Here is an 18,269-nt window from a genome sequence, read left to right as displayed (position 1 = left end):
CATGGCCATGCGATCCTCCTTCCTCCCTCGTGTGCGTCTGCCGGGTGAATCCTGGGTCTGGTTCACCGCCGTGGGACTCACGCTGGGACTGGCGATGATCCTCGGACTACTCGGCCTGGTTCTGGTGGAAGGGTTGAAAGCCTTCTGGCCACGCCGTGTGGTGGAAATCAAGTTGCGGCCCGCAGGTGGAGAGGGTGAACCAACGGTGATCGTGGGCGAACGCGTGCGCGACCGCGTCAAGGCGGGCCCGGCGCGACCCGCCCGGGCCGGGGGCCGGCCGGCCCGCGAGTGGCAGTTGTTCATCGGGAACAAGGACGTCCACGGCCAGTCGTTTCGATACGTGGACGTGGCGGACATCCTCGAGGTTCGCCAGCCCCAGGGGATCGTGCGGTTCGAACGCACAGAATACGGGCCCTTGCTGGCCTACCCGGTGGCCCTGCTGCGGCCAGGGATGGAACCCTTGGAGGCCGGGCACCCGGCATTCTTCTCCACGCTGGATGAATGGCTCCAGGAGGCCCGGCAACGCCGGCGCGAAATCCGGCAACTGGAAAAGCGGGAAATCGGGCGGATCAACCGCGAGATCGAATCCATCAACCTCGAACTCCGGAAACTCGAGGCCCGTCCCCCCGAAGCCCTGCCGGCGGCGACGCCGTGGCAGTCGCTCACCAACCGCCTGGCCGGGTTGGAGGCCGCGTACCAGAAACTGGCCGCGAAGGCGCGTGAGCTGCGCCGGCTGCAGGACCGCGACCAATTGGTCTGCCGCCTGCCGGACGGTCGCGAGCGTCACGTGCCGATCGGCCGGATCCTCTCCTGGTACGCGCCCAACGACCTCGGCGGGTGGGGACGCCTGAAGGTCTTCGGGGCGCGGGTTTGGGAATTCCTGTCCGAAGAGCCCCGCGAAGCCAACACCGAAGGGGGCATTTTCCCCGCGATTTTCGGCACGTTCGTGATGACCGTGCTCATGAGCCTGGCGGTCACGCCGTTCGGCGTGGTGGCGGCGGTTTATCTGCGGGAATACGCCCGGCAGGGATGGTTCACCCGCGCGGTACGCATCGCGGTGAACAACCTGGCCGGTGTGCCTTCCATCGTGTTTGGCGTGTTCGGTCTGGGGTTCTTCGTTTATTTGCTGGGGGGCCAGGTGGACCGGTGGTTCTTTGCGGATCGCCTGCCCACGCCGACGTTCGGAACCGGCGGATTGCTCTGGGCGAGCCTGACCCTCGCCCTGATGACCGTGCCGGTGGTGGTGGTCGCCACCGAAGAAGCGCTGGCCGCGGTGCCCCGATCCGTCCGGGAAGGGTCCCTGGCCTGTGGCGCTTCCCGCTGGCAAACCATCCAGAGGGTCGTCCTGCCGGCAGCCGCGCCGGGCATCCTCACCGGCCTGATCCTCGCCATGGCGCGCGGCGCGGGCGAGGTGGCGCCCCTGATGCTGGTGGGCGTGGTGAAACTGGCCCCGGAGCTGCCCATCAACACCACCTTCCCCTACATCCACCTCGACCAGAAGTTCATGCACCTCGGATTCCACATCTACGATCTCGGCTTTCAGTCACCCGACAGTGACGCCGCCCAACCCATGGTCTTTGCCACGACGCTGTTCCTGCTCGGGCTGGTGATCGGGTTGAACCTGGCCGCCATCGGGATCCGCAATCATCTCCGCCGGAAGTACGCCACCGGCGCCTTTTAGGGATTGAGCCGATGAACAGCACCGTTTCATTCTCGAGGAGCCGAATGACCATGGAAATGGACCCATCCGCCACCGCCGCATCGGACCGCAGGGACGATCGTCCGATCGCCACGGCACCCGGAGCAGCATCCTCCGGCGCCGCCACAGACGGAGCCGATCCCCGACTCATTCAGATCGAGCATTACGATTTCTTTTACGGCGATCACCAGGTCCTGCACGACATCCAGCTGGACATCCCCGAACGCCGGGTCACGGCCCTGATCGGGCCCTCCGGATGCGGCAAGACCACCCTCCTGCGCAGCATCAACCGCATGAACGACCTCGTCGAAGGCGCCCGGCACCGGGGCGACATCCGCATCCGCGGCGAGAGCATCTTTCATCCGCATCTGGAAGTGATCGCCCTGCGGAAGCGCATCGGGATGGTTTTCCAAAAATCCAATCCCTTCCCCAAGTCCATCTTCGAGAACGTGGTTTATCCGCTCCGGGTGGCCGGGGTACGCCAACGCTCCGTGCTGGAGGAAACCGCGGAGCGCTGTCTGCGTGCCGCGGCACTCTGGGACGAGGTTAAAGACCGCCTGCACACCAGCGCCCTGGGGTTGTCGGGCGGGCAGCAACAGCGCCTTTGCATTGCGCGGGCCATCGCCAACGAGCCGGAGATCCTGCTGATGGACGAACCCTGTTCGGCGCTCGATCCCGTGGCCACCGCTCGCATCGAGGAGCTGATCCTCGAGTTGAAACAGCGTTACACCATCGTCATCGTGACCCACAACATGCAGCAGGCGGCCCGCATCTCGGATTTCACCGCCTTCTTCTACCTCGGCCGCCTGGTCGAGTCCGGACCCACCCAGAGAATCTTCACCAGCCCGAAACACAAACAAACCGAGGACTACGTCACCGGCCGATTCGGCTGAGGGAGACCCCGCCATGGAAATCCCGTTCGAACGCGAACTGAACGAGCTGAACGAGCGGCTGCTGACCATGGGCAGCCTGGCCGAGCAGGCCGTGCACCGGGCCCTGCAGGCCTTCCGGACGCGCGACGCCGACCTGGCCACACGCGTGCGGGACGCGGATTCCGTCCTGGACCGCCTTGAGGTGGAGGTGGACGAACGGGCCATCGTCCTGCTGGCCAAGGCGCCCCTGGCCCGTGATCTGCGTCTCGTTACCATGGCCATGAAGATCTCCCAAAACCTCGAGCGCATCGGGGACGAAGCCGCCAAGATCGCCAAACGCGCCCGGGCATTGGCCCATGAACCGCCCGTGCGCATCGAGGTGGACCTGGACCCGCTGGCCCTGGAGGCCCGGAGCATGCTCAAGACCTCCCTGGACGCCTTCGTCCAGCGCGACGCGGACACCGCCCGATCCCTGATCCCGCGCGACCAGGCCGTGGACGCCACCCACAAGGCGATCCGCGAAAAGCTCATCGCCCACATGCAGCAACATCCGGAGGCGATTCCGCAGTGCCTGGAGATCCTGACGGTGGCCAAGTGTTTGGAACGAATCGCCGATCACGCCACCAACATCGCCGAGGACGTCGTCTACCTCTGCGAAGCCACCGACATCCGGCACATGCCCAAGCCAGCCGCGCCCCCGCCCTCGTCCGTCACTTCCTGAACCATGGCTGCCAGACCCTGCATCCTTGTCGTAGACGACGAACCCGAGACGCTGGAACTGGTGGAGATCCACCTCCGCCAGGCCGGGTTCGAAGTCATCGGCGCCGAGGACGGCACCGCCGCCCTTCAGAAGGCCCGCGCGCGGCTGCCGGACCTGATCGTCCTGGACCTGATGCTGCCCGAGGTGGACGGGCTGGAAGTCTGCAAGCTGCTGCGTCGTGACCCGGCCACGACCTCGATTCCCATCCTCATGCTCACCGCCCGGGCCACGGAGGTGGACCGCGTGCTGGGTCTGGAACTGGGCGCGGACGATTACGTGACCAAACCGTTCAGCCCGCGCGAGCTGGTCTTGCGGGTGCGCAAGCTCCTGGAAAGGCGTGCCCCGCCCGAAACGGCGGAGGTCCTGAACTTTCAGGATCTGGTCATCGACCTGCCCGCCCACCGGGTCATGGTGCAGAACCAACCCGTCAACCTCACGGCCACCGAGTTCAAACTCCTGGCCACACTCGCCCGGCGGCGCGGTCGTGTCCAGAGCCGGGAACAACTGCTGCGTGACGTGTGGGAATACGCACCCACGGTGGACAGTCGCACCGTGGACACCCACATGCGGCGGCTGCGGGAAAAACTCGGACCCGCCGCACGGCATCTGGAGACCGTGCGCGGCGTGGGCTATCGCTTTGCCCCTTGATCCGGGCCCGGCCAGGCGCATGGTGAGAGCATGTGGACCGCCGTACTCTGCGGCTTGTGGCTGGCAAGCCTTGCCATCCTCCACCTGCTGTGGCGGAGCCGGCATCAGCGCCTGCAGGACGAGTACGCACGCGCACGCGCACGCTGGGAGGCCATGCACACCCAACTGGCTGAGGAAGCCCAAACCCGTCTGACCGCCATGCTGCACAATCTGAGCGAGGGGATCCTCCTGCTGGACTCCGGCAACCGTGTGGTGCTGGCCAACCCGGCCTTTCGCCTCCTCTTTCAACCCCCCACGCCCCCGGAAGGCCAAACCCTGCTGGCCGTCACCCGGTGGCATGAGCTGGAGGAAATGACCCGCCGGCTTCATCCCGATGAACCCGCCCGGACACAAGAACTGATCTGGGCCGGCCCGCCCGAACGCTGGTTGCGCATCAGCGCCGCCGCACTTTTCCACACCGACGGCCGGCGGCTGCACACCATCCTCGTCTTCCACGATGTCACCCGGATCAAACAACTGGAGCGCGTGCGGCAGGAGTTCGTCGCCAACGTGAGTCACGAGCTGCGCACACCGCTCTCCCACATCAAGGGCTATGTGGAAACCCTCCTCTCCGGGGCGGCCACCGATCCGGGCCTGCAACAGCGTTGTCTCCAGACCATCGCCCGCAACGCCAACCGATTGGAGCTGCTGATCGAAGACCTCCTCACGTTGGCCCAGCTCGAATCCGGCCAGGTGGCCCTCCAACTGCAACCGGTCGCATTGCGCGACTTCGTGGAGAAAATGGTGCAGGAATTCCAGCCCCGGGCCACGGCCCGGCAGGCCACCTTGGAAAACGCCGTTCCGCCCTTGTCCGTGCTGGCCGACCCGCTCCGGCTCGAGCAGGTCCTGGCCAACCTGCTCGACAACGCCATCAAATACGGTCGCCACGGCGGCCACATCACCATCCGGGCCCGGCCGGAGCCGCCGGACCACGTCGTCGTGGCGGTGGCCGACGACGGGCCCGGCCTGCCACCCGAAGCCTGCGAGCGCGTCTTCGAACGGTTCTACCGCGTGGACAAGGCCCGCTCGCGCGAGCAGGGCGGCACCGGGCTCGGGCTGGCCATCGTCAAACACATCGTCCAACGCCACGGCGGACGTGTATGGGTCGAAAGCCGGCCCGGCCGGGGCGCCACCTTTTTCTTCACCCTCCCTGCGCCGCCCGAAGCGGAGGCTCCCAACGACCCCCCCGCCGACACGGTGGCCCACCGGTCCTCCCCGGCTCCGGCAGCCGGATCCTGATCCCCGGTCCGGCACGGCGGGAAGTCCGGAACCTCGGAAACCCGGGGGCACAAGACGCAAGCCTCCCCTGCACCCCCGCCAGAGGTGAACCCTCCGGCCGGCAGGGACCGGTTGGCAGGAGCGGCAGCACCCCCGGACCCTGCCCGACCTCTCGCGCACGCCGGGCTCACCCACTATCCTCTCCTCGGATGACGAAACCGCTGGTGCTGGTAACGGCCGACGTGGATCCGGAGGGTGCGGAGTTCGGAGACCGGTCGTTGAGTCTCGCCTGGACCTATGGCCGGGCGCTCGAGCAGGCCGGCGCTCTGCCGATCGTCCTGCCGGCCGTGACCGCCGAAGAGACCGTGGCCGCGCTGGTGGCGCGGTGCGACGGCGTGTTGTTGACCGGCGGATCCGATCTCAACCCGCAACTGTACCGCAAGGGCCTGCCCGCCGCCCTCCGAAAGACGGTCAAACCCACGCCGGACGACGGGTGGCGCGACCTGGTGGAGCTGTGGGTGATTCGCGAAGTGTTTCGCCAACGCAAACCCCTGCTGGCCATCTGCCGGGGACATCAACTCCTGAACGTGGCCCTGGGAGGCACGCTGATCGTGGACCTGCCCACCCAGCGGCCGCGCGGGGTCAACCACAACCAGCAGGATCGAAAGGACGACGTGGCCCATGACGTGCGGTTGACACCCGGCTCACAGCTCCACAGTATAACTCGGACGCAGGTGCTCGGGGTCAACAGTACGCATCATCAGGCCGTGAACCGTGTCGCCGGCCTGTTACAGGCGACGGCCACGAGCCCGGACGGCGTCGTGGAGGGGTTGGAACTGGCGCCGGCGCATCGTCGCGCGTTGCCATTCCTGCTGTCCGTCCAGTTTCATCCCGAGCGTTTGCAGGATCGGTATCCGGAACATCGGGCCATTTTCGCGGCTTTCGTCGAAGCCTGCGTAGCCCGGCAACAACCCACGCTATGAAGGCGAAAATCCTGTTGGTGGACGACGACCCGGACATGCGCGAACTGGTCGGGTCCTTCCTGAGCCAGAACGACTACGAAGTCCTGACCACGGACAGCGCCGCCGGCTTGCGCAGTCTCCTGGACACGGAGGCGCCGGACGTGGTGTTGCTGGATTACAAACTGCCCGAGACAGCCGGTGCCGAACCCCAGGACATCGGGCTCACCCTCATGCCGGTCATCCGCCAGCGCTGGCCCGAAACGGAAATCATCATCCTCAGCGGGCACGGCACACTGGACGTGGCGCTGGAAGCCGGGCGCCTGGGCGCCTACACCTTCATCAGCAAACCGTTCGAGCTTGGCAAACTGCTGGCCGACCTGAAATGCGCCCTGGAACACCAGGCGCAGCGCGCCGAGGCCAGCGCCCTGCGCGATGCCCTGGCCGCCTTCACCGGAGCCAACTCCCCCGTGTTCAAAAGCGCCGCCATGCAGGCGGTCATCCGCACGGTGGAACGCATCGCCCCCACCGACGTGACCGTCCTCATCACCGGCGAAAGCGGCACCGGCAAGGAGGTCATCGCCGACCTGCTCCACAGCCTCAGTCGCCGCAACAAAAACCGGATCATCAAGGTCAATTGCGCCGCCCTGCCCCGCGAACTCATCGAAAGCGAACTGTTCGGTTCGGTCAAAGGGGCCTACACCGGCGCCCACACCGATCGGGAGGGCCTCTTCCGGCAGGCCGAGGGCGGAACGCTGTTCCTGGACGAAATCGCCGAGATGCCGGTGGACACCCAGAGCAAGTTGCTGCGCGTCCTGCAGGACCAGGAGGTCCGGCCCGTCGGCGGCAAAACCACCTACAAGACCAACTGCCGCATCATCACCGCCACCAACCGCGATCCCCAGGAGGCCATCAAACAGGGAAAACTCCGCGAGGACCTGTACTACCGCATCAGCACCGTCTCCATTCACCTGCCCCCGCTGCGGGAGCGGCGCGACGATATCCTGCCGCTGGCACAGACCTTTCTGCGCCGCTTCAGCGCCCAGGCCAACCGCAACTTCACCGGGTTCACCCCCGCGGCCATCGAGCGCCTGCTCCATTTCGACTGGCCCGGCAACGTCCGGCAGTTGCAGAACGAGATCCAGCGCGCCGTGTTGCTCAGCGACGGGCCGATGATTGACGCGTCCGACCTCTCCATCGCCCGCACCCACGAGGAAAACGGGACCACACCCGACACGAACTTCACCCTCCTGGAGGGCGTCGAACGCAACGCCATCATCCAGATGCTCAAGGAAACCGGCGGCAACAAGGTGGAGGCCGCCCGGCGGCTCGGTATCGGACGCCAAACCCTCTACAACAAAATCAAGGCCTACGGGATCAAGGTCTGATCCCACCGGCCCGGCATGGGCCGGCGGTTCATGGGCATCCCATCGGACCTTGCGCCCGCAGGCCCCTCACTCATCGCACCACCGGTTCCGGCCGGGAGACCACCACCGGTTCGGACTCACCCGGCCGTACCCGCAACGGTTCGCCCGCAAACCAACGCCGCACGCCCCGCACCAGGTCGTCGTACAACACGTACAAGCAGGGCACCAGAATCAGCGAGATCAACGTGGCAAACAGGATGCCGTACCCGAGCGACAAGGCCATGGGGATCATGAACCGTGCCTGCCGCGACGTCTCGAAGATCATGGGCGCCAGGCCGCCAAACGTGGTCAGCGTGGTCAACAGGATCGGCCGAAACCGCCGCAAGGCCGCCTGATGCACCGCCTCGAAGGCCGACGCTCCCGAATCGCGCCGCCGTTGGTTGGCATACTCGATGAGGATCAGCGAACCGTTCACCACCACGCCGGAAAGCGCCACCATCCCCATCATGCTCATCACGCTGAGGCTGTAACCCATCAGCAGATGCCCCAACACGGCACCCACGATGCCGAAGGGAATGCTCGCCATCACGATCAGCGGTTGCCCGTAACTCCGGAACGGTACCGCCAACAGGAAATAGATGGCCATGAGGGCCAACAGGAACCCGCCGTACAAACTCTGCAGGCTTTCCGACATGTCCTGCTGCCGGCCCGCGTACCCGTAGCTCAGCCCCGGGAAATCGCGCGCCAGTTGCGGCAGGAGGGTGCGATCCAGCACCTCCTTCACCTTCGAAGTCTCACTGATCGGATCCACGTCGGCTGTCACCTGGACGGTTCGGCGGCCGTCGCGCCGCAGGATGGCCGTGTAGGCGCGGCCCCGCCGCGCCTCCGCGATCTCCCGCAATGGCACGTCCCGGCCCGAGGGCGTTCGGATGAGCAGATTCTCCAGCGTGAACAGCCGCCGCCGCTCCTCCTCGGGCAGGCGCACCAGCACCTTGACCTCGTTGCGACCCCGCTGCTGCCGCAGCGCCTCGGCCCCGTAGAAGGCGTGTCGGATCTGGCGCGCCACCTCCTGCGGCGTCAGGCCCAACTGCCGGCCCTCCGGTCGCAGCACGAAATCGAACTGCGGTTTGCCCGGTGTGTACCCGTCGTCCACGTCGCGCACATGAGGCAGTTCCTCCAGTTGCGCGGCCAGGACCTCGCTGGCCCGGTCCAGCACCTCGATGTTCCGGTGGCTGAGCTCCACCGTCAGCGCCGCGCCGCCACCGGGCCCGCCGCGATCCGAATAGAATTGCAGTGCCTGCACGCCCACAACCGGTCCCACCCGCTCCCGCCACAACCGGGTGAATTCCGTCGTGGAAATCGGCCGTTGGTTCGGATCGGTCAGGAACACGCGGATCTCCGCCATGTTCTGGTTGATCACGCTGAGGAATCCGGTCACCAGCTTCTCCCCGCCGTGTTCCTCCGCCACCGCGCGGGCCGCCTGCAGGAGCCGATCGCGCACCTCCGCCACGCGCGAGATCGGACTGCCGTAGGGCAGCGTGGCCGCCGCGTAGGCATAGTCCGATTCGATCCGCGGCATCAGGATCAGGCCCATCCGACCGCTCAAGACCCAGGCCACCACCACCATCCAGACCGCACCTGCCACCGCCACCACCAACAATCGCCGGCGCAGGCAGGCGGCCAGAAAAGGACCGAACCGCCGCTCCACCCAGCCGGCAAACGCCGCTCCAAATGCCTGCTGCCCATGATGCAGGCGGGCGGTCAAACCCGTGCGCGGCCGACTGCTCGTGTGCGCCAGATGAGACGGCAACACCAGCAACGACTCCACCCAGGAGATCACGAACACCGTGATCACCACCAACGGAATGACCCGCCAGATCTTGCCGAACGTGCCGGGCATGAAATAGAGCGGCAGAAACGCGACGATGTTGGTCAGAATGCTGAAAGCCACCGGGACCGTCATCTGCCGCGCGCCCCGGATGGCCGCGGTGATGAAGTCCACCCCGCGCTGGCGCATTTCGTAGATGTTCTCCCCCACCACGATCGCATCGTCCACCACGATGCCCAGCGCCGTGATGAACGCGAACATGGAGATCATGTTGAGCGTCACCCCCATGCCGGGCAGCAGGAGCATGGACCCCAGGAACGACACGGGAATGCCCATCATCACCCAGAAGGCCAGCTTGAACTCGAGGAACAGCCCCAGCAGCAGCAGCACCAGACAGAGACCGTAAAAGCCGTTCTTCAACAGCAGATGCAGCCGTTGCCGGTAGATTTCGGACGAATCGCTCCGGATGCTGCACTGGACGCCGGGCGGCAGTTCCCGCCGAATCTCCTCCAACACCTCGCGCACCGCATCCGAGACTCCGATGGGCGTTTCCCGGCCCACGCGGTAGACCGCCACGCTCACCGCCGGCTGACCGTTGAACGTGGCCTCCACGTCCACGTCCTGGAACCCCTCGCGCACCTGCGCAATGTCCCCCAGACGAACCACGCTGCCCGAAGCCGTCGTGATGACCGGAATGTCGGCAAACTCCTTCGCCCAGTCGCGGCGTTCCTTGAACCGCACCAGGACCTCGCCGGCGGGCGTTTTGAGTCCGCCCCCGGGCACCTCCACCGAGGTTGCGGCAATGCGCGCGGCAATGTCGCCCAAGGTGAGTCCGTAGGCGCGCAAATGATCCTGCGGCACCTCCACGTGCACCTCGTAGTTGCGCGCCCCCAGCAGGTCCACCTGCGTGATGCGCGGGTCCTGCAGCAGCCGGTCCCGGACCTCCTCGGCCACGTTCCGCAGCGTCCATTCGCTGGCATCGCCGTGCACGGCCAAAACCACCACCTCCCGCCGCTGCATGACCAGTTCCACTTCCGGCTCCTCCGCGTCCCGGGGGAAGGTGACGATGCGGTCAATGGCCTGTTTGATGTCCATGTAGGCCTTCTGGGTGTTGGCGTCGGCAAGCAGCTCGATCTCCACCGTCCCCATGCCCTCGGCGGCCCGGGCACGCACCTCCTTGACCCCCTCCAGACCTCGCACGGCCTCTTCGATGGCCAGGATGATGCCCTGCTCCACCTCCTCCGGGCTGGCGCCCGGATAGGCCACGCGCACCGTCACCAGGTCCACATCAAATTCCGGAAAGACCTCCTGCCGGATGCGCAGGCTCATCACCAGGCCGCCCACCAGCAAGAACAGCATCAGCAGGTTGGGCGTCACCCGGTTGTGCACCATCCAGGCGATCGGACCTCGGGAGACGTGGACGTCAGAAGCGCTCATTTGTCCTCAGATGCCCGCCCGACCCGCCGGCGACGAAGCAGCCGCAGCCGGGTGCCCGGCAGCCGCAGACGATTCCGCCTCTCCGGACACCCGCAGGGGAAGACCGGGGACAGCCGCCGGCAGTTCACTGATCACGATGCGTTCGCCCTCCCGCAAACCGCCGGTGACCCACAGGGTCTCCGGCCCCCGGAACGCCACCGCCACCGGCCGGATCTCCAATTCATCCTGCTCGTTCATGATCCACAGCCGGTCACCGTCGCGGAACCATCGCCGATCCACCTGGGCCGCATGTAGCATGCGACCCACCAGTTCCACCCGGACCGCGTCGCCCAGGAGCAGTGGCGGGCCCTCCCGGCCGGCCTCGCGCACCCAGGGCTGTGGCACCGCCACCAGCAGCCGCGCCAGGCGACCGTCCTTCTCCAGGTCGGGCAGCAACTTCAACACCCTGCCCGACCAGACGGCATGGGTGAACGAGGTGCCGACACGCCAGACGCGCGCCACCGAACCCGTCGTATCGTTCCAGTTCGGAATGGCCAGCCAGTGCAGATCGTCCACCGGCACGGTGGCCTCCACCCAGTACTCGTCCGTGCCGGCCAGCGTGGCCAGCGGGGTGGAGGGGCTCACCTGACTGCCCACATTGACGAACCGTTCCCGCACCACACAGTTGAACGGTGCCCGGACAGTGGTGCGTGCGAGGTCCAGTTTTGCCTGTTCCAACGCCGCCTCCGCCGCCCGAACGCGCGCCTCGGCCTGTCGAAGCTGCGGCAGCCGCAACACAAGTTCCCGATCCGCCTCCGGGATCTCGCGTCCGAGCAACTCGTATTCCTTGCGTGCGACGGCCTGCTGACCCTGTTCAAGAGCCAGTGCGCTGCGCGCCTCGACCAGCTCGGTTTCCCTCCGCGCCACCGCCAGCTCGAAATCCCGGGGATCGATCTGGAGAAGTTCGTCCCCGGCCTGGAAGCGGTTGCCGGGCAGAAAACCCTCCGCGATCCGGATCACCTCGCCGGACACCCGCGGGTAGAGCGTCACCTCGCGCGCCGGCACCACCACCCCAAACGCCGGCAAGCGCACGGATTCCGAGGCGAACCGGGCCCGCACGACCTCCACCAGCCTGGCCCCGTGGGTCACCGGCCGGCGCTCCACCTGCGGAGCCGTGCGGATCAGCCAGTAGGCCACCGCTGCTCCCACGCCCAGCACCAGCAGAGGCAGGGAAAAGCGGCAGACCCGCCGCCCCACCGAAGGCGTGGCGGCCGTCAGCGGTTTCGAACCAGGCGCATGATGAGGAGGACTCATAAGGTCGGTCTCCCATCAGATGGACGATCCGACGCGGCAGCGGCAGAACCGGCAACCTCCGATCCCGCCGGACCCGGCCGGGGCAGTTCCCAGCCGCCGGCAAGCGCCCGGCACAAGGTCACCCGCTGCAGCAGCAGATCCCGACGCGTTTCCCATTCCGCACGTTGCAGGCTTTGCTGGGTCAACAATGCGTCCAAAACCCGGAGGTAATCCACGGTTCCCTTGCTGTAACTGTCCCGGAGCCGTTCCACGGTACGATCGGCCAGCTCCAGTTGCCGCCGCAGGCTGGCCAGGAGCTCCGTCAACTGTTGTTCCCGAACCAGGGCGGTTTCAACCTCGGCCACGGCTTCCAATGCCGCCTGACGAAACTGGTGGAAACGCTCGGCCACAACCGCCCGGCGATACGCCACCTCGGCCCGGCGCGCACCGCCGTCGAGAACAGGCGCGGTCAGATTCGCCGCCAGCGCGGCCAGCCATTGGTCCAAGAGGACCCGGCTGCTGCGGCCCTCGACGCCCGCCTGGGCCGAGAGGCTGAGCCGCGGCAACCGGTCCGCAATGGCAGCGGCCAGTCGCGCGTCGGCAGCAAGAAGGGCCCGATACCCGGCCTGCAAATCCGGCCGGCGGAGGATCAGATCCGCCGGGACACCGGTCTGTGGCAGGGGCGGCAGGGGAGGCAGTGTCGGTGGCGGTTGCGGAAGGGGACCGCCGGGGGCGCCGCCCACCAGCACGGACAATTGCTGCCGGAGGACCTCCGCCTCGGCCCGGGCCACCGCAAGGCTGCCATGCACACTCTCCAGCACCTGACGCTGCCGGAGCACGTCAGCCGCCCCCACCTGGCCGCGCTCGAAACGCGCCTCCACCAACACCAGCATGTTCGACTGCAGCTGCGCCTGCCGTTCCCACAACGCCACCAGCGCCTGCTGGGCCGCCCACTCGAACCAGGTGCCGGCGATCCGGGCCGAGAGGGTCAGAGCGGATACCTGCAGTTGCGCCTCGGCAGTCCGCGCATCCTGCAGTGCCGCCTCCCGGAGCGACCGGACCCGTCCCCAGAGATCCACTTCGTACGAAGCGGCCGCGCCCAGGAACAGATCGGCACGCTGTCGCACGGTGTACCGGCCGTGGGCATCCGCGGCCCGCTCGTAGGTGCGGGAGCCTTGTGCCCGGAGATCCATCGCCGGCACAAGTTCCGCGCCCGCCTTGCGCGCCAACGCCTCGGCCTGCTCGAGTCGGGCCCAAACAGCCAGCAGACCCGGCTGCTCTCGAAGGGCCTGCTCAATCAGTTCCGCCAGCACCGGGTCCTCGAAACTCCGCCACCACCGGTCGGGCAACGGCACGGTGCCCGAGCGCCGAAACTGGTCGGGCAGCCGCACTGCGGGCGGAGCCTGCCGCACCGCCGGCAGGCAACCCGTTCCGGCTCCCACCAGAAGCAACCACCCGCACACCCCGAGAACCGACAGCGCGTACAGGCGAATCGGTCGAAGGCACAACCTCAACACAGCATCAAAGCTGGCAGAACCTCGAGAGCGCCGAAAGTCACCTTTGGAACACCGACTGCGGCCGGGCGGCCGGCGGCGTGCCTGCCGGGGGCCGGACAGGCGGGTTGGGCCCGGCCTACTTGAGCACCGGCCGCAGCACAAGGTTGCGATACTCCACGCTCGTATGATCCCCTTGCAGATAGATCGGTCCCGGTCGGAGTTCGTCCGACCACAAGGCGCCGCCGGTGCAACCCAGCAAGGGCTGGTTGTCGATGATCTTCCGGCCGTTCAGGATCACCGTGACGTGCCGGTCCACGAGGGTAATGTCGTAGGTCTGCCATTCCCCGGCCGGCCGGGCCGCGTTCTCCGTCGGTGCGATGCGGCTGTAAATGGCGCCCATCCCGTGCATGCTGGGCGGTTTCCCGTAAGAGTCCGCCACCTGCACCTCGTAAATGCCGCGCAGGTAGATGCCGCTGTTGCCGTTCGGAGGAAGGCGCAGCTCCAGACGCAGGTTGAAGTCCTCGAACTCGCGTTCGGTGCGCAGGTTGGCGTAGGCAATGTGCCGTCCCTCGGGCTGGGGTGCGTCATTGATCAGCACGCCGTCGGCGGCCCGCCAACCATTGCGGCCGCCGAACGGCCGCCACCCGCTCAGGTCCCGTCCGTTGAACAGCCCAATCGGCTCGCCGAATCGGACCCGGCTCAGGTCGGGCGGCGGCGGCAAGGGCGGAATGGGCCTGCCGATGAAGCGGCGCGGTTCCGTCCATCCGTCGCGGGTCTGGCGCCGTGTGGTGAACTCCAGGTGATCGCCCGCCCAACGGCCCTCCAGGATCTCCTGTTCGCGCACGGTGACCTCGCGGCCTTCCGCATTCTTTTCCTTGCGCTCGTGAACGCGCGTGACCACGAGCATGTCACCCCGAACCTCGACGGCCTGCACGGGCACCACGCTGCCGGCGCCCCACATGATGGAACCTGTCCAGCCTCCGTTGGTCCGGCTGATCCCCAACCAACCGGCCCCTCCGTCCGGCAGGGTGAGAGCAAAACGCCCTTCGAAACTGCGCGAGGCTCCGAAGACGCAACCGGCGGTCAGACACAACCCCAGTATCACGGCCAGAGGACCCACTGGTTCACAGAAACGTTTCATGGCCGGCAGTGAACGCCGGGCCGACCGGAGCTGCAAGTGGAATCCTCGGGCGCGCGGGGCCCGACCGCATCCGCCGTGTATCCCGGACCTTCCCCCTGCGGCGGTTCAAACGAGCCTGCGGACCGGTCCCGGCGGCCGGTCCGCAGGCGTGCAAACGGAACTCGCACCCTGTGGTGCAGGCGAGACCCCGCGCATCAGATCACTCGCGCGTACGATAGAACCGGCTGGTCTCGGTCGGTTCCACCAGATACGGCGACCCGGGGTTGCCCGGGACGTCCGTCCATGGGCCCGTGACTGCAGGCGCGTGCTGCAGCACACCGCGGTTCCATCGGAGTTCGACCCGGGAACCGACCCGCTGCACCGAGATCGTGGCCGGTTCGCTCGGGGCGAACACATAAGCCTTGGGCACGGTGTCGTTCCACCCGCCGGTGCTCAGGTAGAAGTCGTCGAAGATCGCGCTGTAGGTGGCGCTGTTGCCCAGAACGATCAGTTTGTCCATCACCGGGCCCATGCCACCCAGCACGGCGTCCACATAGTAGGGATCCCGATCGCTCAGATACTCCGAGAACAGCAGGGTCCGTTCCGCCGCGCCCTCTTTCTGGATGTAGACCCAGAAGGTATCGAACATGCCCAGGTTTTCGTCGGCATTGGTGATGTTGATCCAGACGTTGTAAACCACGCCGGGCTCGAGCGGCTCGGGCGCGAAGTCGGGTGGCGGACTGGAATTGTTGCCGAACCAGCCGTTGCGGGCGCCGATGTACCAGGCGTTGGTGTTGATCCCGAGCAGCTCGTTGGTGAAGGCCGTGAAGTACACCACCGGACCGATGTTGAAGAACACGTCGCCGTAATTGCGCATGCTCTTGTCGGTCAGTCCCACCACGTTGGTCACGCCGGTGGCCGTCGGCTCACCCGCAATGACGCGGAAGAACAATGTCCGCGCCTGACCCGGTTGCACGGACAATTCCCGCAGCGGGAGGAACCCAACGCTGTTGGCGCTGGGCGTCCGCAAGGCGCGATGTCCGTTGGTGATGATCACCTGACCCGAATTTCCGGTGGCATCGCTCCAGTAGCCCTGCGGCGCCAGCGGTCCTTCGGCATACTGATCGAACGTGTCCAGGACCACCCAGTTGGGTGCCACACCGTCCACCACGGCCACATGGGTGGTGGCTGACAGACTGTCCGCCCCGCGCCGGATGGTCAGCACCAGGGTCATCGGTTCGGTCACCGTGAGCGGCCGACTTCCGACACCCGCCACCGTCTCGGAGGTCACGTTGCCCAACGGGGTAATCTCCACCTGCGAGGCGTCCTTGCTCACCTCCCACCGCAGGGTGGTGGTGCCGCCGCGGACCACCGCCGGCAGATCCGCCCGGAACCGCGTGATCACCAGCGGCAACAGACGGGACGGCGGATTGGTGATCTGCGTCTGTTGCAGGATCTGGATCTCCTCCGGCGTCAACGCCCGGTTCCAAACCGCCACCTCGTCAATCAGACCCGTAAACCAGGCCGAGGCCGCCGCACGCCGGATCATCCCGATGGAGGTGGCCATGGCGGTCAGGGGCCGCACCGGCGTGATCTCCACCGGGTCCAGGAACCCGTCCACGTACAACTGGGCCCGCAGCAAGCCGGGACCGACCTGCCGCTGCACGTAGGCGATGTGGTGCCAGGTGCCGTCGTAGGCCGTGCTGAACGAATGCCGGTGATCGCCCACGGTGGCCCCGTTGTCGTTGCGGATGTAAATGTCCACCGTGCCATCCGCTCCCGAGTTGTGCGTGCCGATGTTGAACAACGGATTGTTGTTGGTCAGCGACCCCTCGGAGAAAACGCGCCGGTCGGCCTGCGGCAGACCGTTCACCCAGAGCGAAACGGTGAAGTTGGGGTGGTTGTTGACGGGGAGGTCATCTCCCGGATTGTGGATCCTCTCCAGCCCCTGTTGAGCCGCGCCGTTGAACCCGAAGGCGTTGCCCCACCGGCCCGCCACCACGTTGGTCGCGCCCATGTTCACCAGGGTCATGTCATAACCGCTGACCAGGTCGGGCGTTTTTCCGCCCACCACGGCATCCAGCGGCCAGTAGGCAATCAGTGAATTGGTGAGGTTCGGCGGCGGCAACACCGCCAGCTCGAGCCGGGCCACCGCACTGGTGGCGCTGCCCAACGGATTGGAAACCACCACCGTGTAATCGCCGGCGTCCGTTTCGCTCAGGGCCGGGAACACCAGCGACGGCATGGTCTGCCCGAACAACGGTTCCCCGTCCTTGTACCACTGGAACGAGAGCGGATCGCTCCCGGTGGCGTACGCATTGAACGTCCAGGTCTCGCCCACATACAGGTTCGTCCCCAGCGGCGGATCAATGGTCACCGTCGGCGGGGTGCCGGTGGCGCCGACCAGATACTCGATCGCGTTGAGGAGCATCTTCTGGCCGTCCGGGAAAAGGTCGAAAATGCCCGCACCATTGGAAGGCACGCCACCCGCCTCGCGGCTGCCCGTGAGGAAAACCAGCCGTTTGGCCCCCAGAACCTCGCTGCGGCCGTTGGCTGTGGTGAGCCCCTGAGCAAACTCGGCGATCACAACCAGGTTGTTGGCCGCATCCCCCGGCGTGCTGACCACGGCAAGCCGCGCCGCTCCGGCGATCAGTGGGTTGCTGCACAGGGAAATCCCGTTCTGGAGCACCGTCGCCCCAGTCGAGGCATTGGTGTGCGTGATCCGCCGGGCGTACGGATTCACCATCACGCCGTTGGCGTCCAGGTTCACACCGTTGAAGATGGGGTGACTCGGCACCAGCGCTCGCAGGAAGACGTTCGAACTGGTGGTGTCCACCATGGTCTCACCCGTGGTGAGACCGAGGCGCGAGCCGCCGCCGGTGCCTCCCCGGATGATGTAACCGCCCAGGATGATGACCGGTTTGTCCAACCCGTTCCAGAAAGCCGTTTCGTTGGCCTGCTGATAATGACCGCTGGGCACGGACCGGCTGATGATGACCAGGTCGTTGGTCTGGAGTGCGTTGATGAAATCCGGGTTGGTGTCGGCGCTGTCCATGGTCACCAACCGGGTCACCGTGTGTCCGTTTGTGCTCAGCAAAAGGGTGTAACCAGCGTCGGGTGCGTTGGTGAAGCCTGCGCCGGCGGCGCTGGCGTCCGGCTGATCATCAGCCGGATGAAAACTGACGAAGGCAATGTTGGCCGCAGAGAGTGGGAGGGTTTGCAACAGTCCCCAACAGGCAAGGACACGGAAGATTCGTTTCATGGCAGGCCTGGGTTTGGTCAACGGGTTGAACTCGCGTTTGGCGTTTCCACCGTAGAAGGCCCCCGCCCGGGCTGTCAAGCGCCCGGCCATCGGCATGAAGACGTTCAAACTCGCGGCGGCCCGTGAACGGCGCGGCCTCCCGCGCCCACGCCCGTTCAGCAGGGCCGGTCCTTCGGTCGTTGCACATGCCGATCCGGGCCGGCGCACCGACTCCAGCGGGCCCGGCCTTTATATCAACCTGTCGGAGCCGCCGGGTTCGAAATCCTCGTCCGGTCGGAAAGAAAAAGCCCGG

The 18,269-nt window shown here is 66.5% G+C and carries 12 protein-coding genes; 7 read left to right on the top strand and 5 right to left on the bottom strand.

Annotated elements, in window-relative coordinates:
* Position 1: 1 nt before the first annotated feature.
* From pstA to ACPDIX_RS10445, 7 genes are all read left to right on the top strand, one after another.
* Complete coding sequence (gene pstA / locus ACPDIX_RS10475; RefSeq protein ID WP_423431744.1) at positions 2-1,681, top strand: phosphate ABC transporter permease PstA; 1,680 nt, start codon at positions 2-4, stop codon at positions 1,679-1,681.
* Positions 1,682-1,731: 50 nt separating this feature from the next.
* Entirely contained in the window at positions 1,732-2,592 is an 861-nt protein-coding gene (gene pstB, locus ACPDIX_RS10470) for a phosphate ABC transporter ATP-binding protein PstB (protein ID WP_423431780.1), read from the top strand.
* A gap of 13 nt (positions 2,593-2,605) precedes the next feature.
* Positions 2,606-3,292: a phosphate signaling complex protein PhoU gene (phoU, locus tag ACPDIX_RS10465; protein WP_423431743.1), complete on the top strand. Its 687-nt coding sequence runs from the start codon at positions 2,606-2,608 to the stop codon at positions 3,290-3,292.
* A 3-nt stretch (positions 3,293-3,295) separates the two neighbouring features.
* Complete coding sequence (locus ACPDIX_RS10460) at positions 3,296-3,979, top strand: response regulator (RefSeq protein ID WP_423431742.1); 684 nt, start codon at positions 3,296-3,298, stop codon at positions 3,977-3,979.
* A 30-nt stretch (positions 3,980-4,009) separates the two neighbouring features.
* Complete coding sequence (locus ACPDIX_RS10455) at positions 4,010-5,257, top strand: sensor histidine kinase (RefSeq protein ID WP_423431741.1); 1,248 nt, start codon at positions 4,010-4,012, stop codon at positions 5,255-5,257.
* 188 nt (positions 5,258-5,445) lie between these two features.
* Positions 5,446-6,219 (top strand): gamma-glutamyl-gamma-aminobutyrate hydrolase family protein, encoded by a 774-nt coding sequence (locus ACPDIX_RS10450; protein WP_423431740.1) that lies wholly within the window; start codon positions 5,446-5,448, stop codon positions 6,217-6,219.
* Positions 6,216-7,583, top strand: a complete 1,368-nt coding sequence (locus ACPDIX_RS10445; RefSeq protein WP_423431739.1) for a sigma-54-dependent transcriptional regulator — start codon at positions 6,216-6,218, stop codon at positions 7,581-7,583. The genes ACPDIX_RS10450 and ACPDIX_RS10445 overlap by 4 nt, the downstream gene beginning before the upstream one ends.
* A 70-nt stretch (positions 7,584-7,653) precedes the next feature.
* Here the strand turns inward: ACPDIX_RS10445 and ACPDIX_RS10440 are convergent, their stop codons facing one another.
* The 5 genes from ACPDIX_RS10440 to ACPDIX_RS10420 all read right to left on the bottom strand — a co-directional run bounded on the left by ACPDIX_RS10440 (position 7,654) and on the right by ACPDIX_RS10420 (position 18,067).
* The gene (locus ACPDIX_RS10440) at positions 7,654-10,827 is read right to left on the bottom strand and encodes an efflux RND transporter permease subunit (RefSeq protein WP_423431738.1); all 3,174 of its coding nucleotides are present in this window, start codon (positions 10,825-10,827) and stop codon (positions 7,654-7,656) included.
* A 6-nt stretch (positions 10,828-10,833) separates the two neighbouring features.
* Positions 10,834-12,120 carry an efflux RND transporter periplasmic adaptor subunit gene (locus tag ACPDIX_RS10435; RefSeq protein WP_423431737.1) on the bottom strand — a complete coding sequence of 429 codons (1,287 nt, stop codon included), beginning with the start codon at positions 12,118-12,120 and terminating at the stop codon, positions 10,834-10,836.
* Positions 12,117-13,613, bottom strand: coding sequence for an efflux transporter outer membrane subunit (locus ACPDIX_RS10430; RefSeq protein ID WP_423431736.1), 1,497 nt, complete (start codon positions 13,611-13,613; stop codon positions 12,117-12,119). Before ACPDIX_RS10430 ends, ACPDIX_RS10435 begins: the two co-directional genes overlap by 4 nt.
* A gap of 118 nt (positions 13,614-13,731) precedes the next feature.
* Positions 13,732-14,736: a 3-keto-disaccharide hydrolase gene (locus ACPDIX_RS10425; RefSeq protein ID WP_423431735.1), complete on the bottom strand. Its 1,005-nt coding sequence runs from the start codon at positions 14,734-14,736 to the stop codon at positions 13,732-13,734.
* Between the two features lie 199 nt (positions 14,737-14,935).
* A complete protein-coding gene (locus ACPDIX_RS10420; protein WP_423431734.1) occupies positions 14,936-18,067 on the bottom strand; it encodes a LamG-like jellyroll fold domain-containing protein in 3,132 nt (1,043 codons plus the stop codon).
* Between the last annotated feature and the right edge of the window lie 202 nt (positions 18,068-18,269).

It is taken from the genome of Limisphaera sp. 4302-co, from assembly GCF_049537155.1.
Classification (GTDB): domain Bacteria; phylum Verrucomicrobiota; class Verrucomicrobiia; order Limisphaerales; family Limisphaeraceae; genus Limisphaera.
The sequence above is the reverse complement of the archived record's forward strand: the minus strand, read 5'-3'. Positions and strand labels throughout refer to the sequence as shown.

Excerpts from the sequence above, each read along its gene's own strand:
- ACPDIX_RS10440 (WP_423431738.1), bottom strand. The coding sequence starts at position 10,827 with ATGAGCGCTTCTGACGTCCACGTCTCCCGAGGTCCGATCGCCTGGATG.
- ACPDIX_RS10450 (WP_423431740.1), top strand. The coding sequence starts at position 5,446 with ATGACGAAACCGCTGGTGCTGGTAACGGCCGACGTGGATCCGGAGGGT.
- ACPDIX_RS10460 (WP_423431742.1), top strand. The coding sequence starts at position 3,296 with ATGGCTGCCAGACCCTGCATCCTTGTCGTAGACGACGAACCCGAGACG.
- ACPDIX_RS10425 (WP_423431735.1), bottom strand. The coding sequence starts at position 14,736 with ATGAAACGTTTCTGTGAACCAGTGGGTCCTCTGGCCGTGATACTGGGG.
- ACPDIX_RS10455 (WP_423431741.1), top strand. The coding sequence starts at position 4,010 with ATGTGGACCGCCGTACTCTGCGGCTTGTGGCTGGCAAGCCTTGCCATC.
- phoU (WP_423431743.1), top strand. The coding sequence starts at position 2,606 with ATGGAAATCCCGTTCGAACGCGAACTGAACGAGCTGAACGAGCGGCTG.
- pstA (WP_423431744.1), top strand. The coding sequence starts at position 2 with ATGGCCATGCGATCCTCCTTCCTCCCTCGTGTGCGTCTGCCGGGTGAA.
- ACPDIX_RS10435 (WP_423431737.1), bottom strand. The coding sequence starts at position 12,120 with ATGAGTCCTCCTCATCATGCGCCTGGTTCGAAACCGCTGACGGCCGCC.
- ACPDIX_RS10445 (WP_423431739.1), top strand. The coding sequence starts at position 6,216 with ATGAAGGCGAAAATCCTGTTGGTGGACGACGACCCGGACATGCGCGAA.
- ACPDIX_RS10420 (WP_423431734.1), bottom strand. The coding sequence starts at position 18,067 with ATGGCCGGGCGCTTGACAGCCCGGGCGGGGGCCTTCTACGGTGGAAAC.
- pstB (WP_423431780.1), top strand. The coding sequence starts at position 1,732 with ATGGAAATGGACCCATCCGCCACCGCCGCATCGGACCGCAGGGACGAT.